The sequence below is a fragment of the Pseudomonas putida genome (genome assembly GCF_050989985.1).
GTDB classification, from domain to species: domain Bacteria; phylum Pseudomonadota; class Gammaproteobacteria; order Pseudomonadales; family Pseudomonadaceae; genus Aquipseudomonas; species Aquipseudomonas putida_AI.
The window spans coordinates 1,531,882-1,546,568 of sequence record NZ_CP158815.1; the positions used below are offsets into that span (position 1 = coordinate 1,531,882).

At 63.8% G+C, this 14,687-nt stretch carries 16 protein-coding genes; 15 read left to right on the plus strand and 1 reads right to left on the minus strand.

What is annotated here, in order from left to right:
• Position 1: 1 nt before the first annotated feature.
• From ABTV29_RS07375 to ABTV29_RS07395, 5 genes are read left to right on the plus strand one after another with little or no spacing between them, the layout of a single operon-like run.
• On the plus strand, positions 2-1,990 hold the full coding sequence (locus ABTV29_RS07375) for a heme lyase CcmF/NrfE family subunit (protein ID WP_433769473.1): 1,989 nt from the start codon (positions 2-4) through the stop codon (positions 1,988-1,990).
• On the plus strand, positions 1,987-2,523 hold the full coding sequence (locus tag ABTV29_RS07380) for a DsbE family thiol:disulfide interchange protein (protein ID WP_433769474.1): 537 nt from the start codon (positions 1,987-1,989) through the stop codon (positions 2,521-2,523). The genes ABTV29_RS07375 and ABTV29_RS07380 overlap by 4 nt, the downstream gene beginning before the upstream one ends.
• Positions 2,520-2,990, plus strand: coding sequence for a cytochrome c-type biogenesis protein (locus ABTV29_RS07385; RefSeq protein ID WP_433769475.1), 471 nt, complete (start codon positions 2,520-2,522; stop codon positions 2,988-2,990). Before ABTV29_RS07380 ends, ABTV29_RS07385 begins: the two co-directional genes overlap by 4 nt.
• The gene (gene ccmI / locus ABTV29_RS07390) at positions 2,987-4,204 is read left to right on the plus strand and encodes a c-type cytochrome biogenesis protein CcmI (RefSeq protein ID WP_433769476.1); all 1,218 of its coding nucleotides are present in this window, start codon (positions 2,987-2,989) and stop codon (positions 4,202-4,204) included. Before ABTV29_RS07385 ends, ccmI begins: the two co-directional genes overlap by 4 nt.
• A 14-nt stretch (positions 4,205-4,218) precedes the next feature.
• Positions 4,219-4,623 (plus strand): hypothetical protein, encoded by a 405-nt coding sequence (locus ABTV29_RS07395; RefSeq protein WP_433769477.1) that lies wholly within the window; start codon positions 4,219-4,221, stop codon positions 4,621-4,623.
• 181 nt (positions 4,624-4,804) lie between these two features.
• Here ABTV29_RS07395 and ABTV29_RS07400 read toward each other — a convergent pair whose 3' ends face one another.
• Positions 4,805-6,022, minus strand: a complete 1,218-nt coding sequence (locus ABTV29_RS07400) for an MFS transporter (RefSeq protein ID WP_433769478.1) — start codon at positions 6,020-6,022, stop codon at positions 4,805-4,807.
• Positions 6,023-6,164: 142 nt separating this feature from the next.
• Here ABTV29_RS07400 and ABTV29_RS07405 point away from each other — a divergent pair, with 142 nt between their 5' ends.
• The 10 genes from ABTV29_RS07405 to phnK all read left to right on the plus strand — a co-directional run bounded on the left by ABTV29_RS07405 (position 6,165) and on the right by phnK (position 14,674).
• Positions 6,165-7,061, plus strand: coding sequence for a LysR family transcriptional regulator (locus ABTV29_RS07405; RefSeq protein WP_433769479.1), 897 nt, complete (start codon positions 6,165-6,167; stop codon positions 7,059-7,061).
• A gap of 268 nt (positions 7,062-7,329) precedes the next feature.
• Complete coding sequence (gene phnC, locus ABTV29_RS07410) at positions 7,330-8,163, plus strand: phosphonate ABC transporter ATP-binding protein (RefSeq protein WP_433769480.1); 834 nt, start codon at positions 7,330-7,332, stop codon at positions 8,161-8,163.
• 41 nt (positions 8,164-8,204) lie between these two features.
• Complete coding sequence (gene phnD / locus ABTV29_RS07415; protein ID WP_433769481.1) at positions 8,205-9,218, plus strand: phosphonate ABC transporter substrate-binding protein; 1,014 nt, start codon at positions 8,205-8,207, stop codon at positions 9,216-9,218.
• Positions 9,219-9,353: 135 nt separating this feature from the next.
• Positions 9,354-10,136 (plus strand): phosphonate ABC transporter, permease protein PhnE, encoded by a 783-nt coding sequence (phnE, locus tag ABTV29_RS07420; protein ID WP_433769482.1) that lies wholly within the window; start codon positions 9,354-9,356, stop codon positions 10,134-10,136.
• Between the two features lie 38 nt (positions 10,137-10,174).
• A complete protein-coding gene (gene phnF, locus ABTV29_RS07425) occupies positions 10,175-10,879 on the plus strand; it encodes a phosphonate metabolism transcriptional regulator PhnF (protein ID WP_433769483.1) in 705 nt (234 codons plus the stop codon).
• A gap of 14 nt (positions 10,880-10,893) precedes the next feature.
• Positions 10,894-11,340: a phosphonate C-P lyase system protein PhnG gene (phnG, locus tag ABTV29_RS07430; RefSeq protein ID WP_433769484.1), complete on the plus strand. Its 447-nt coding sequence runs from the start codon at positions 10,894-10,896 to the stop codon at positions 11,338-11,340.
• Complete coding sequence (gene phnH, locus ABTV29_RS07435) at positions 11,340-11,930, plus strand: phosphonate C-P lyase system protein PhnH (RefSeq protein ID WP_433769485.1); 591 nt, start codon at positions 11,340-11,342, stop codon at positions 11,928-11,930. Before phnG ends, phnH begins: the two co-directional genes overlap by 1 nt.
• Positions 11,930-13,006, plus strand: a complete 1,077-nt coding sequence (locus ABTV29_RS07440) for a carbon-phosphorus lyase complex subunit PhnI (protein ID WP_433769486.1) — start codon at positions 11,930-11,932, stop codon at positions 13,004-13,006. The genes phnH and ABTV29_RS07440 overlap by 1 nt, the downstream gene beginning before the upstream one ends.
• On the plus strand, positions 12,999-13,871 hold the full coding sequence (locus ABTV29_RS07445) for an alpha-D-ribose 1-methylphosphonate 5-phosphate C-P-lyase PhnJ (RefSeq protein ID WP_433769487.1): 873 nt from the start codon (positions 12,999-13,001) through the stop codon (positions 13,869-13,871). The genes ABTV29_RS07440 and ABTV29_RS07445 overlap by 8 nt, the downstream gene beginning before the upstream one ends.
• Positions 13,868-14,674 carry a phosphonate C-P lyase system protein PhnK gene (phnK, locus tag ABTV29_RS07450; RefSeq protein ID WP_433769488.1) on the plus strand — a complete coding sequence of 269 codons (807 nt, stop codon included), beginning with the start codon at positions 13,868-13,870 and terminating at the stop codon, positions 14,672-14,674. Before ABTV29_RS07445 ends, phnK begins: the two co-directional genes overlap by 4 nt.
• Positions 14,675-14,687: the final 13 nt, after the last annotated feature.

The following is a 14,687-nucleotide window of genomic DNA, read 5'->3' on the forward strand; positions in this document are numbered from 1 at the left end:
CATGACTTCCGGCATTTTCATTCCGGAGCTTGGCCATCTGGCCATGATTCTGGCGCTGTGTTTTGCCCTGGTTCAGGCCGTGGTGCCGTTGCTCGGCGCCTGGCGCGGTGACCGTTTGTGGATGAGCCTGGCCCAGCCGGCCGCGTGGGGTCAGTTCGCATTCCTGCTGTTCGCCTTCGGTAGCCTGACTTACGCCTTCGTTACCGATGATTTCTCCGTCGCTTACGTGGCCAGCAACTCCAACAGCGCCTTGCCGTGGTACTACAAATTCAGCGCCGTGTGGGGCGCCCACGAAGGTTCGTTGCTGCTCTGGGCGTTGATCCTCGGTGGCTGGACCTTCGCGGTGTCGGTGTTCTCCCGGCAGTTGCCGCAGGTGATGCTGGCGCGGGTGCTGGCGGTCATGGGCATGATCAGCACCGGCTTCCTGCTGTTCCTGATCCTCACCTCCAACCCGTTCTCACGCATCCTGCCGCAGATTCCCGCTGACGGTCGCGACCTCAACCCGTTGCTGCAAGACATCGGCCTGATCGTGCATCCACCGATGCTGTACATGGGCTATGTCGGCTTCTCCGTGGCCTTTGCCTTCGCCATCGCCGCTTTGCTCGGCGGTCGCCTGGATGCGGCCTGGGCGCGCTGGTCGCGTCCGTGGACCATCGTTGCCTGGGCCTTCCTCGGCATCGGTATCACCCTCGGCTCCTGGTGGGCCTACTACGAGCTCGGCTGGGGCGGCTGGTGGTTCTGGGACCCGGTGGAAAACGCTTCCTTCATGCCATGGCTGGTGGGCACCGCGCTGATCCACTCGCTGGCGGTCACGGAAAAACGCGGGGTGTTCAAGAGCTGGACCGTGTTGCTGGCCATCGCCGCGTTTTCACTCAGCCTGCTGGGCACCTTCCTCGTGCGTTCCGGCGTGCTGACGTCGGTTCACGCATTCGCCTCCGACCCCGAGCGTGGCGTGTTCATCCTGATTTTCCTGCTGTTCGTGGTGGGTGGTTCGCTGACGCTGTTCGCCCTGCGCGCACCGGTGGTCAAGAGCCAGGTCGGCTTCAACCTCTGGTCCCGGGAAACCCTGTTGCTGGGCAACAACCTGGTGCTGGTGGTGGCAGCGTCGATGATCCTGCTCGGCACCCTGTATCCGCTGATTCTGGATGCGATGACCGGCGCCAAGCTGTCGGTGGGCCCGCCTTACTTCAACGCGCTGTTCATTCCGTTGATGGCCTTGTTGATGGTGGTGATGGCGGTCGGCGTGATCGTGCGCTGGAAAGACACCCCGGTGAAATGGCTGATGAGCATGCTGACCCCGGTATTGCTCGGCAGCGTCGCCATGGCCGTGGTGGCCGGCGTCGCTTACGGCGACTTCAACTGGGCGGTGCTCGCGACCTTCCTGCTCGCGGCCTGGGTGTTGCTGGCCGGTGTGCGAGACATCTTCGACAAGACCCGCCACAAAGGCCTGGTCAAGGGCCTGCCGACCCTGACCCGCAGCTATTGGGGCATGCAACTGGCACACCTGGGCATCGCGGTCTGCGCCCTGGGTGTGGTGCTGTCGAGCCAGAACAGTGCCGAGCGCGACCTGCGCCTGGCGCCGGGCGAATCCATGGACCTGGCCGGTTATCACTTTGTGTTCGAAGGCGCCAAGCACTTCGAAGGCCCGAACTTCACCTCCGACAAGGGCACCATCCGGGTGATCCGCGATGGCAAGGAAGTCACCGTACTGCATCCGGAAAAACGCCTCTACACCGTGCAAAACTCGGTGATGACCGAAGCCGGAATCGACGCCGGTTTCACCCGTGACCTTTATGTCGCGCTGGGCGAACCACTGGGCGACGGCGCCTGGGCGGTGCGGGTGCACGTCAAGCCGTTCGTGCGCTGGATCTGGTTCGGCGGGTTGCTCACCGGCCTTGGCGGCTTGTTGGCAGCGCTGGATCGGCGTTATCGGGTCAAGGTAACAAGCCGCGTGCGTGAAGCACTGGGCATGAGTGGAGCCACTGCATGAAACGTTGGTTGATGCTGTTGCCACTGGCGATTTTCCTGGTGGTCGCTGTTTTCCTGTATCGCGGTCTGTACCTGGATCCGGCCGAGTTGCCCTCGGCGATGATCGGCAAACCCTTCCCCGAGTTTTCCTTGCCGGCGGTGCAGGGCGACAAGACCCTGACCCGCGCCGATATCCTCGGCAAACCGGCCCTGGTCAACGTCTGGGGTACCTGGTGCATTTCCTGCCGGGTCGAGCATCCGGTGCTGAACAAGCTGGCCGAGAAGGGCGTGGTGATCTACGGCATCAACTACAAGGACGTCAACGCCGACGCCTTGAAGTGGCTGAGCGAATTCCACAACCCCTATCAACTGGACATCCGCGACGACGCCGGCACCCTGGGCTTGAACCTGGGTGTGTACGGCGCTCCGGAAACCTTCTTCATCGACGCCAAGGGCATCATTCGCGACAAGTTCGTCGGGGTGATCGACGAGCAGGTCTGGCGGGAAAAACTGGCGGCCAAGTACCAGGCGCTGGCCGATGAGGCCAAGCCATGAAGCGCTGGCTCGCTGCTGTAGTCCTGGGCTTGAGCCTGGCCGGCGTGGCCCACGCGGCCATCGATACCTATGAGTTCGCCAAAGAAGGCGATCGCGAGCGGTTTCGCGAGCTGACCAAGGAGCTGCGCTGCCCCAAGTGCCAGAACCAGGACATCGCCGATTCCAACGCCCCGATCGCCGCCGACCTGCGCAAAGAGATCTACCGCATGCTCGGCGAGGGCAAGGACAACCAGCAGATCATCGACTTCATGGTCGATCGCTACGGTGACTTCGTCCGCTACAAACCGGCCCTGAACGCCAAGACCGCAGTGCTCTGGTTCGGCCCCGCCGGCTTGCTGCTGGGCGGCTTGGTAGTCATTGCCGTGATCGTCCGCCGGCGTCGCGCACAACGCGCGCAAACCCCGGGCTCGCTTTCTGCCGAGGAGCGCAAGCGCCTCGACCAACTGTTGGATAAAAACCAAGAATGATTGATTTCTGGCTCGCTGCAGGTCTGCTGCTTCTGGTGGCCCTGAGTTTTCTGCTGATCCCCGTCCTGCGTCATCGTCGCGCCCAGCTCGAAGAGGATCGTACTGCCCTGAACGTGGCGCTGTATCAGGAGCGCGTGGCTGAGTTGCAGGCTCAGCAGGAAGAGGGTGTGCTCGATGCCGCGCAGATGGATGCCGGTCGTGCCGAAGCCGCCCGTGAACTGTTGGCCGACACCGAAGGCGCCGCCGCGCCGCGGGTCTCGCGCCTGGGCAAGCCGGCGCCGTTGCTGGCGGCGATCCTGGTGCCGGTACTGGGCCTGGGCTTGTATCTGCATTTCGGTGCCAGCGACAAAGTCGAGCTGACCCGGGAATTCTCCCACGCGCCAAAATCGATGGAAGAAATGACCCAGCGCCTCGAGCGCGCGGTCGCGGCACAGCCGGAATCCGCCGAAGCGCTGTACTTCCTCGGTCGTACTTACATGACCGAGGAGCGTCCGGCAGACGCCGCGAAGATCTTCGAGCGCACGGTCAACCTGGCCGGGCGCCAGCCTGAGCTGTTGGGGCAGTGGGCCCAGGCCCTGTATTTCGCCGATGGCAAGAAATGGTCGGAGCAGATTCAGGCGCTGACCGATGAAGCGCTGAAGGCTGACCCGAAAGAAGTGACCAGCCTGGGCCTGTTGGGCATCGCCGCGTTCGAAGGGCAGCGTTATCAGGACGCCATCGATTACTGGAATCGCTTGCTGGAGCAACTGCCGCCGGAGGACAAGTCGCGTATCGCCTTGCAGGGCGGCATTACCCGCGCCACCGAGAAGCTGGTGGCCAGCGGCGGCAAAGTGGCCCCAGCCGCAGCGCCGGCACCGGCGGTGGCCAAGTCTGGTGCGTTGCTCAAGGTCCAGGTAAGTCTGGCGGCGGATCTGAAGGCCAAGGTCCAGCCGGGTGACAGCGTGTTCATTTTCGCCCGTGCGACCTCCGGCCCGCCCGCGCCGCTGGCGGCCAAGCGCCTGACCGTGGCCGACCTGCCGGCGACCGTCGAATTGGGCGATGCCGATGCAATGATGCCGCAGTTGAAACTGTCGAACTTCCCTGAAGTCCAACTGGTTGCGCGCATCTCCCGTGCCGGGCAACCGACGGCAGGCGAGTGGATCGGACGCAGCCAGCCGCTGGCCAGCAGCACCACCGCGCCGCAAACACTGACCATCGACAGCCCGGACAAATGACAGGAAACACCACCATGACCGCCATCGCTCGTATCACCTTGCTCAGTGTCGTTTTAGGACTGAGCGCCTGTGCGGTCCAGCAACCGGAAACGACGCATCTGCCGCCGATCCCGCCGACCCAGCCCAAGCCCACGCCGTCGACCTCGCCGAGCCCAAGCAAACCGAGCATTCCAGCCAAGCCCGCCAAGCCGCTGCCGCGCACCTCGGCGAGCTTCGCGCCGCCGCCGGGAGGCAACAGCCATTGGGATCCGAAGCTGGGTGTCTATGTGCTTGAAGACCAGCCCAACACCTTCTACCGCCAGCGCACCTACTACCGCTGGAACAACGGCTGGAGCCGCTCGATCAGCCCGAAAGGGCCGTGGGAAGAGACTGACATCCACGGCGTGCCGGGTGGTCTTGGACGACAGTTCGGGCAGTAAGACAAAAGGCGACCTTCGAGGTCGTCTTTTTTTGGGCGGATAAAAACGATGAAATCCCTGTAGGAGCGAGCCTGCTCGCGAAAAACGTCCAGGCAACGCGGTCATTCATACAGCGCGCGTTATCGTTGACGTCCATCGCGAGCAGGCTCGCTCCTACAGGGGATTGGGGTATCCGCGAAAGTCAGGTCGTTTTTCGAGGCGCGCCGATCCAGTGGATCGCCAGTGCGATGAGCCCAAGCGCGACACCAAACACAACGATCCCGGACCAACCATAGCGAGTCATCAACCAACCACTGACCGCCGCACCCACCGCGCCCCCGAAGAAGGTCGCCGTCATGTACAGGCTGTTGATCCGTCCCTGGGCTTTCGGGTCGACCGCGAAGGCCCGTGTCTGGTTGGACACCAACCCTGATTGCACGCCGATGTCCAGCACGATCACCCCAAGCACCAGCAACGCCAGCGAGGTTTGCGCACCGGCCAGCAGCAGATAGGCCAGTGTGACGATGCCGATGCTGGCGCCGATCACACGGCGTGAACCCAGGCGGTCGGTGGCCCGGCCACCGAGGGACGCCGCGAGGGCACCCGCCGCGCCGATGATGCCGAAGCCGCCGGCCCAGGCACTGCCCAGCTGGAATGGACCATTGGCCAGCAGCGCCGCCAGGTTCACCCAAAAGGCGTTGAAACAGGCCCACAACAGCGCCTGGACGATCATCGACTGGCGAATCGGCGCATTGTCACGCATCAGCGGCCACAGTGAGGCGAGCAGGCGCGGGTAAGAAAGGTTGGTGCTCGGCACGCCCTGGGGCAGCAGTGCGGCCGCGGCGATCCACACCGGAATCATGAACGCCGCTTCCACGCCATACACCGCGCGCCAACCCCAGGTGTCACCCACCACACCGGCGATGGTGCGCCCGAGCAGGATGCCGACCATGATGCCGCTGACCACCGTGCCGACGTTGCGCCCACGTTCGCTGGGCCTGGACATGACCGCAGCGAACGGCACCAGTTGCTGCGGCACGCAACTGACGATGCCGAGGCCGAACGACGCGGCGATCAAACTGCCGACGCTGGGCGAGACGGCTGCCGCAATGGCAAGGCAGAAGGCCAGGGCAATTTGCCCGAGCACCAGCTTGCGCCGATCAAAACGGTCGCCCATGGGCAGCAGCAACGCCAGCCCGGTGGCGAAACCCAACAGTGCCGCGCCCGCCACCAGGTCGACAGTCGTCAGGTCGAGCCCCAGGTCCGCAGCGATCAACGGCAGGATCGGCTGGGTGCAGTAAATGTTGGTGATCACCGCGCCGGCGATGATCGCCATCATGATGATCTTCCCGCGTGACGCCAGCGCGGGCGCGTTCTCGGCGTTCGACGGGCTTTCGGAGGATAGGGGCAGGGCGCTCACGGCACTCTCCTTGAGGGTTGGCTTCCGGCAAGTGCGACGGGATATCGCGCGCGGGACTTGAGTGCCCAACCTTACGCATTCGCATAAATGGGGATAATCCCCTAGGATCGGGAATCATCCTTCCATAATTTGATAGAGCGCCATGAACCGTCTTGAATCCATGTCTGTGCTGATCGCCGTGGTCGACTCTGGCAGCCTGTCGGGCGCCGCGCGCAGGCTCGGCATGCCGCTGGCCACCGTCAGCCGCAAGGTGGCGGAGCTCGAATCGCACCTCAACACCCGCCTGCTGCATCGCACCACCCGGCAACTGTCGCTGACCGAAGCCGGCGCTTCTTATGTGGCGGCGTGCAGACGCATTCTCGAAGACATCGGTGAAGCCGAGCGCGCGGCGACCGGCGAATACGCCTCGCCCAAAGGTGAGCTGGTGGTCACGGCGCCAGTGGTGTTCGGGCGCCTGCATCTGGTGCCGGTGGTGGCCGAATTTCTTGCGCACTATCCCGAGATCGAGGTCAACCTGATGCTCACCGATCGCGTGGTGCATCTGATGGAAGAGCACTGCGACGCTGCGGTGCGCATTGGCGAGCTGCCCGACAGCTCGCTCATGGCCACGCAGGTGGGAGCGGTACGCCGCGTGGTCTGCGCCAGCCCCGATTACCTGGCGACCCACGGTGTGCCCGCGCGGCCTGAGGATCTGGCCGGGCACGCCTGCATCACCTTCGAAGTCCTGGAGTCTGTCGGCGCCTGGGTGTTCGACACGGGCAAGTCGCAGACGTCCGTGCGGGTGCGTTCGCGACTGGCGGTCAATACGGCGGAAGCGGCCATCGACGCGGCGATGCTCGGAGTGGGCGTGATACGGGTGTTGTCCTATCAGGTTGCGCAGGCCTTGGGCAAAAACGCGTTGAAGGTGGTGCTTGAACCTTACGAGTCGGCGCCGTTGCCGGTCAGCCTGGTGCATAAGGGGCAAACCCCGCTGCCTCTGAAGTTGCGTGCGTTCCTGGATTTCGTGGCACCGCGATTGCGTGCACGCGTTCCCCTGTAGGAGCGAGCATGCTCGCGATGATTTCAGATGCACCGCGTTTCTCCAGGCAGGGCGCGTCATCGTTGACCTCCATCGCGAGCAGGCTCGCTCCCACAATGGAGCGCATTCGCCAATCCACAGGCAGCGATCTCCTCAACCTTTCACAAAACCTTCATCAAATAGTTAATCCAGCGACATGTGCGAGTCATAGGGCTGACACAGCCCGTGCCTAAAGTCGGTTGAAATCAAATGCGGCCATGGACGGCCGTTCAACCAGACAGAGAAGCCCATGAACGCAGCTATCCATGTCGATCATCTGAACAAGACCTTTGCGCGTAAAACCGCACTGGTCGACCTCGAACTAACCATCGCGGCCGGTGAGATGGTCGCGCTGATCGGCGCGTCCGGCTCTGGCAAATCCACCCTGTTGCGCCACCTCGCGGGCCTGGCCTGTTGCGATCGCAATAATGGCGGCAGCGTCAAGGTGCTGGGGCGGGAAGTGCAGGCCAGCGGACGGCTCAATGGCAAGGTACGGCGCCTGCGCGCCGACATCGGCTACATTTTCCAGCAGTTCAACCTGGTCAATCGCCTGAGCGTGCTCGACAACGTGCTGCTCGGTTGTCTGGGGCGCATGCCGCGCTGGCGCGGCAACCTGAGCCTGTTCAATGCCGAGGAAAAACAGTTCGCCCTGGAGTCCCTGGACCGCGTTGGCCTGGCGGATCTGGCGGCGCAGCGCGCTTCGACCCTGTCCGGCGGCCAGCAGCAGCGCGTGGCGATTGCCCGGGCGCTGACCCAGCGGGCCGAAGTGATTCTGGCGGATGAACCTATTGCCTCGCTCGACCCCGAGTCGGCGCGCAAGGTCATGGAAATCCTCGCCGACATCAATCGCCGTGACGGCAAGACCGTCGTGGTCACCCTGCATCAGGTCGACTACGCCGCCCGATATTGCCCGCGTGCCGTGGCGCTCAAGGGCGGGCGCATTCATTTCGACGGCCGCGCCGCCGAGCTGAGCAGCCATTTCCTCAACGATTTGTATGGTGCCGACATCGACACCAGCCTGATGTGTGCCGACCAGCTTCGCCCCGTCGAAGCGCTCCCCCGATTGGTCATGGCACGCGCATAACCCTCCCAACTCCCAACCGTTCACCCTCAGGAAGCCCTTCCATGTTGAACCGTATCGGTCGTGTTTTTGCTGGCGCAGCAGTGCTCGCCAGCTGTGTACTGGGCACCGCCCAGGCAGAAGAAAAAGCCATCAACTTCGGCATCATGTCCACCGAGTCGTCGCAGAACCTCAAGAGCATCTGGCAACCGTTTCTCGATGACATGCAGAAGAAAACCGGGCTGAAGGTCAACGCCACCTTCGCCTCCGACTATGCCGGCCTGATCCAGGGCATGCGTTTCAACAAGGTCGACGTCGCCTGGCTGGGCAACAAGGCCGCCATCGAAGCGGTGGACCGCTCCAATGGTGAAATCTTCGCCCAGACCGCTGCCGCCAGTGGCGCAGCCGGCTACTGGAGCGTGTTGATCGCGCGCAAGGACAGCCCGATCAACTCCGTCGACGACATGCTGAAAAACGCCAAGACCCTGACCTTCGGCAACGGTGACCCGAACTCCACTTCCGGCTACCTGGTACCGGGCTACTACGTGTTCGCCAAGAACAACGTTGATCCGGCCACCGCGTTCAAGCGCACGCTCAACTCCAGCCATGAAGTCAACGCCCTGAGCGTGGCCAAGGGGCAACTGGACGTGGCGACCTTCAACACCGAAAGCTGGGATCGCCTGGAAGTCACCCAGCCGGACAAGGCCGCGATGCTCAAGGTGATCTGGAAGTCGCCGCTGATCCCGGCCGACCCGCTGGTATGGAGCAAGGCCCTGAGCGACAGCGAGAAGCAGAAGATCCGCGATTTCATCTTCAGCTACGGCGACACCGACTCCGAGAAGGCGGTGCTCAAAGGCATGCAGCTGGGCAAATTCCTCAAGTCCAGCGACGACCAGTTGCTGCCGATCCGCCAGCTTGAGCTGTTCAAGCAACGCACCACGATCAATGCCGACACCAAGCTCGACGCGGCGGACAAGGCCAAGAAACTCGCCGACATCGACGCCGAGCTGGCCAAGCTGCAAGAGCGCATCACCTTGCTCGAAAAAACCGCCGACAAAAAATCCGCGGCCAACGGCTAACCCCTGTAGGAGCGAGCCTGCTCGCGATGAACGTAAGGACACCGCGTTTCTCCCGGTTTCCCGCGTCATCGTTGACGACCATCGCGAGCAGGCTCGCTCCTACAGGTTCTGCATTACGCCATTTAGAGAACCCTCATGACCACTCTTCAAGCTGAAGCTGTCGGCAAGCGCACCTGGCCGCAGTACGCCGGTTGGGGCCTGTTCCTGGTCCTGCTGGCCTGGGCCTGGCACGGCGCTGAAATGAATCCGATGGCGCTGTACCGCGACTCGGGAAACATGGCGACCTTCGCCGCGGACTTTTTCCCGCCCGACTTCCATGAATGGCGCGCCTATCTCAAGGAAATGATCATCACCGTACAAATTGCCCTCTGGGGCACGGTGCTGGCGATTGTCTGCTCGGTGCCGCTGGGCATCCTGTGTTCGGAAAACATTACCCCCTGGTGGATTCACCAACCGCTGCGCCGGGTGATGGACGCCTTCCGTTCGATCAACGAGATGGTCTTCGCCATGTTGTTCGTGGTGGCTGTCGGTCTTGGGCCATTTGCCGGTGTCCTGGCGCTGTGGATCAGCACCACCGGTGTGCTCGCCAAGCTGTTCGCCGAAGCCGTGGAAGCGATTGATCCGGGGCCCGTCGAAGGGGTTCGCGCCACCGGCGCCAGCGCCCTGCAGGAAGTGATCTACGGCGTGATCCCGCAAGTGATGCCGCTGTGGGTGTCCTACGCGCTCTACCGCTTCGAGGCCAACGTGCGCTCGGCGACGGTGGTGGGGATGGTCGGGGCTGGCGGCATTGGCGTGATCCTCTGGGAAAACATCCGCGCCTTCCAGTTCGTTCAGACCTGCGCCGTGCTGCTGGTGATCATCGTGGTCGTGAGCCTGATCGACATCCTCTCGCAACGCCTGCGCAAGCAGTTCATCTGACTTTTCGGAGGGGTGCCCGCGGGCGCTTTTTTTAAAGCATGCAGTTGTCTAGACAAGATGAGCCGGTGTACCGCGAACTCGCCGACATCCTGCGTCGGGAGCTGGCGAGCTACAGCGCCGGGGATTTCCTACCGGCGGAGGTGCAACTGGCCGAACGCTTCGGCGTCAACCGCCACACCTTGCGCCGCGCCATCGATGAACTGGTGTTCGAAGGCAGCCTGCTGCGCCGCCAGGGCAAGGGCACCCAGGTGTTGGAACGCCCGCTGATTTACCCGATGGCCGCCGACAGTGCCTACAGCCAGTCGTTGTCGGCCCAGGGGCTGGGTGTCGAGGCGGTGCTGCTCAAGCGCCGTTACTGCTTCGCCAGTCGCGAAGAGGCGGAGCATCTGGGCATCGCCGAGATGGCGCCGATGATCGAATTGCAGACCCTGCGCAAGCTCGACGGGCAACCGGTCAGCCTGATCCGTCATCGCTACTGCGCCAGCCATGCGCCGTTGCTGGCCGATTACACCGGAGGCTCCCTGCGCCAATACCTGAGCGAGCGGGACCTGCCGCTGACCCGCACCCAAAGCCTGATCGGCGCCCGCTTGCCCAACCGCGAAGAAGCCGCGCTGCTGATGATGCCCCGGCATTTGCCGGCCCTGAGTGTGTTCACCCTTTCCCGCGATCGCGATGGCCGTGCGGTGGAGCTCGCGCAGTCCACCAGCCGTTCCGATCGCTTCCAGTACCAGGTCGTCACCTGATGGAGAACCAACCGATGAACCCTGCTTCTCACACCGCCCGGCAGCACTGGATCGGCGTGCTGGCCCGCGCCTGTCGCAGCGAATTGCAGCCCCATGAAGCCGCGCTGCGCGATGTCGAATACCAACTGATCCGCGCCCCGGAAATCGGCATGACCCTGGTCCGTGGCCGCATGGGTGGCAACGGCGCGCCGTTCAACGTCGGCGAAATGAGCGTGACCCGCTGCGTGGTGCGCCTGGCCGATGGCCGTACCGGCTACAGCTATCTGGCCGGGCGCGACAAGGTCCACGCCGAACTGGCGGCGCTGGCCGACGCCCATTTGCAAGGCTCGCAACAGCGCCATTGGCTCGACCAGATGATCACGCCGCTGGTCAACGCCCAGGCCGAACGCCGCGCCCGGAAAGAGGCGGACACCGCCGCCACCAAAGTCGAATTCTTCACCCTCGTGCGAGGAGAAAACTGATGAGCGCACAGCTGTTGCAACCGGCGTTCGCCGACCCGGTGCTGGATGCCCAGCGCGGGTTTCGCGCAGCCCTCAAGGCCCTGGCCGGCCCGGGTGTGATCCAGACCCTGCACGCCACGCCGAGCCTCGAAGGCCTGGCTCCCGCGACCTACGCCCTGTGCCTGGCGCTGCTGGATGTGGACACGCCGCTGTGGCTGGCGCCGTCCTTCGACACGCCGCTGATACGCGCCAACCTGGCCTTCCATTGCGGTTGCCCGCTGACCGCCAATCGTGAAGACGCCCGCTTTGCCTTGCTCGCCGCCGACGATCTGCTCGACCTGGGCGGCTTCGACCATGGCAACGACCGCTACCCCGATCAGTCCTGCACCTTGCTGGTTCAACTGCCGAGCCTCGATGGCGGGGCAGGGCTGGCCTGGCATGGCCCGGGGATCGAGACCGAACACCGCGTCGCGCTGCCGGTGGCCGAGGGCTTCTGGGGCGAGCGTGAACGGCGCAATGAATTCCCCCGTGGACTGGACCTGTTTTTCACCGCCGGCCACGGCCTGATCGGCCTGCCGCGCAGCACTCGCATCACACAGGAGCGTGCCTGATGTACGTAGCCGTCAAGGGTGGCGAACAGGCCATCGACAATGCCCACCGTCTGCTGGCGAAAAAACGCCGGGGCGATACTTCGGTCACCGAATTGAGCGTCGAGCAGATCCGCCAGCAACTGCCGCTGGCGGTGGCGCGGGTGATGAGCGAGGGCTCGCTGTATGACGAAGAGCTCGCCGCGCTGGCGATCAAGCAAGCCGCGGGTGACCTGATTGAGGCGATCTTCCTGCTGCGTGCCTACCGCACCACGCTGCCGCGCTTCAGCCCGAGCCTGCCGGTCGACACCGCGAAGATGCAGCTCAGCCGCCGTATCTCCGCGACCTTCAAGGACCTGCCCGGCGGGCAACTGCTGGGGCCGACCTTCGACTACACCCATCGCCTGCTCGACTTTGCGCTGCTGGCCGAGGGTGAGTATCCGGGGCCGCAAACCAGCGAAAACGCCAGTGTCGAAGACTGCCCGCGAGTCCTCGGCCTGCTGGCGCAGGAAGGCTTGATCAAGACTGAATCGGACAACGGCGAAACGGTCGCAGACATCACCCGCGACCCGCTGGAGTTGCCCGCCAGCCGTGCCGAGCGCCTGCAGGCCCTGGCCCGTGGTGATGAAGGCTTCCTGCTGGCGCTGGGTTATTCGACCCAGCGCGGTTATGGCCGCAACCACCCGTTCGCCGGAGAAATCCGCATCGGCGACGTCGAGGTCTGGATCGATCCTGAAGAGCTGGGTTTCCCGATCTGCCTGGGCAGTATCGAAGTCACCGAGTGCGAGATGGTCAACCAGTTCGTCGGCTCGGCCACGGAGCTTGCGCAGTTCACCCGTGGCTACGGCCTGGCCTTCGGACATGCCGAGCGCAAGGCCATGGGGATGGCGCTGGTCGACCGCGCGCTGCGTGCCAGGGAATACAACGAAGAAATCGAATCCCCGGCGCAGCAGGAAGAATTCGTGCTGATGCACTGCGACAACGTCGAGGCTTCCGGCTTCGTCTCGCACCTCAAATTACCTCACTACGTGGACTTCCAGGCCGAACTGGAACTGATCCGCAAACTGCGCAAGCCTGCCGAGGGCAGCAACCATGAATGACCAGACCCAAGTGCCGGTCCGCGACGCCGCGTACAACTTCGCCTACCTCGATGAACAGACCAAACGCATGATTCGACGCGCCTTGCTCAAGGCGGTGGCGATCCCCGGTTACCAGGTGCCGTTCGGTGGCCGCGAGATGCCGTTGCCCTATGGCTGGGGCACCGGTGGCATGCAGCTGACCGCGGCGATTCTCGGTGATGATGACGTGCTCAAGGTGATCGACCAGGGCGCCGACGACACCACCAACGCCGTGTCGATCCGCCGTTTCTTCGCCCGTACCGCTGGCGTGGCCACCACTGAGGCGACGCCGGAAGCGACGGTGATCCAGACTCGTCACCGCATCCCGGAAACGCCGCTGCACGCCGACCAGATCATGGTCTATCAGGTGCCGATCCCTGAGCCGCTGCGCTTTATCGAACCCTCGGAAACCGAGACCCGGACCATGCACGCCCTCAACGATTACGGGGTGATGCACGTCAAGCTCTACGAGGACATCGCCACCTTCGGCCATATCGCCACCGCCTACGCCTACCCGGTGACGGTCGACGAGCGCTACGTGATGGACCCCTCGCCGATTCCCAAATTCGACAACCCGAAGCTCGACATGAGCCCGGCGCTGATGCTGTTCGGCGCCGGCCGCGAGAAGCGCCTGTATGCAGTACCGCCGTACACCCGCGTCACCAGCCTCGACTTCGAGGATCACCCTTTCCAGGTTCAGCAATGGGAAGAGAACTGCGCCATCTGTGGCAGCCACGACTCGTTCCTCGACGAGCTGATCATCGACGATGCCGGCACCCAGCGCTTCGTCTGTTCCGACACCTATTACTGCGCCCAGCGCGTCAGCCAGCAGGAGCAGGGCCAATGAACCAGGCGCTGAAAAACGATCTGTCCGTGTCCACCGAACCCTTGCTGCAAGTGCAGGACCTGTCGCTGTTGTACGGCCCGGAAAAGGGCTGTCAGGACGTCAGCTTCGACCTGTATCCCGGCGAAGTGCTGGGGATTGTCGGCGAGTCCGGTTCCGGCAAATCGACCCTGCTGTCGCTGCTCAGCGGCCGCTTGCCGCCGCAGCGTGGGCGCATCGGTTACCGCGACAAACAGGGCCAGTGGCTGGACCTGTACAGCGCCAGCGAAGCCGAGCGCCGCACCTTGCTGCGCACCGAATGGGGCTTCGTCGAACAGAACCCTCGGGACGGTTTGCGCATGGGGGTTTCCGCCGGCGCCAACATCGGCGAGCGGTTGATGGCTCAGGGCGTGCGCAATTACCAGCAACTGCGTGGCGCGGGCCTGGACTGGCTGAGCCAGGTGGAAATCGATCCGCAGCGCATCGACGACTTGCCCCGGACCTTTTCCGGCGGCATGCAGCAGCGCCTGCAAATCGCCCGCAACCTGGTGTCGAGCCCGCGCCTGGTGTTCATGGACGAGCCGACCGGCGGTCTCGATGTGTCGGTGCAGGCACGCCTGCTCGACCTGCTGCGTGGCCTGGTGCGCGAGCTGGACCTGGCGGTGGTGATCGTCACCCACGATCTGGCGGTGGCGCGGCTGCTGGCCGATCGCTTGATGGTGATGCGTCGTTCGCGGGTGGTGGAGACCGGTCTGACCGATCAGATCCTCGACGATCCGCAGCACCCTTATTCGCAACTGCTGGTGTCTTCGGTGTTGCAGCCGTGAAGCCCCGTCCAAC

Excerpts from the sequence above, each read along its gene's own strand:
- ABTV29_RS07375 (WP_433769473.1), top strand. The coding sequence starts at position 2 with ATGACTTCCGGCATTTTCATTCCGGAGCTTGGCCATCTGGCCATGATT.
- ABTV29_RS07380 (WP_433769474.1), top strand. The coding sequence starts at position 1,987 with ATGAAACGTTGGTTGATGCTGTTGCCACTGGCGATTTTCCTGGTGGTC.
- ABTV29_RS07385 (WP_433769475.1), top strand. The coding sequence starts at position 2,520 with ATGAAGCGCTGGCTCGCTGCTGTAGTCCTGGGCTTGAGCCTGGCCGGC.
- ccmI (WP_433769476.1), top strand. The coding sequence starts at position 2,987 with ATGATTGATTTCTGGCTCGCTGCAGGTCTGCTGCTTCTGGTGGCCCTG.
- ABTV29_RS07395 (WP_433769477.1), top strand. The coding sequence starts at position 4,219 with ATGACCGCCATCGCTCGTATCACCTTGCTCAGTGTCGTTTTAGGACTG.
- ABTV29_RS07405 (WP_433769479.1), top strand. The coding sequence starts at position 6,165 with ATGAACCGTCTTGAATCCATGTCTGTGCTGATCGCCGTGGTCGACTCT.
- phnC (WP_433769480.1), top strand. The coding sequence starts at position 7,330 with ATGAACGCAGCTATCCATGTCGATCATCTGAACAAGACCTTTGCGCGT.
- phnD (WP_433769481.1), top strand. The coding sequence starts at position 8,205 with ATGTTGAACCGTATCGGTCGTGTTTTTGCTGGCGCAGCAGTGCTCGCC.
- phnE (WP_433769482.1), top strand. The coding sequence starts at position 9,354 with ATGACCACTCTTCAAGCTGAAGCTGTCGGCAAGCGCACCTGGCCGCAG.
- phnF (WP_433769483.1), top strand. The coding sequence starts at position 10,175 with ATGCAGTTGTCTAGACAAGATGAGCCGGTGTACCGCGAACTCGCCGAC.
- phnG (WP_433769484.1), top strand. The coding sequence starts at position 10,894 with ATGAACCCTGCTTCTCACACCGCCCGGCAGCACTGGATCGGCGTGCTG.
- phnH (WP_433769485.1), top strand. The coding sequence starts at position 11,340 with ATGAGCGCACAGCTGTTGCAACCGGCGTTCGCCGACCCGGTGCTGGAT.
- ABTV29_RS07440 (WP_433769486.1), top strand. The coding sequence starts at position 11,930 with ATGTACGTAGCCGTCAAGGGTGGCGAACAGGCCATCGACAATGCCCAC.
- ABTV29_RS07445 (WP_433769487.1), top strand. The coding sequence starts at position 12,999 with ATGAATGACCAGACCCAAGTGCCGGTCCGCGACGCCGCGTACAACTTC.
- phnK (WP_433769488.1), top strand. The coding sequence starts at position 13,868 with ATGAACCAGGCGCTGAAAAACGATCTGTCCGTGTCCACCGAACCCTTG.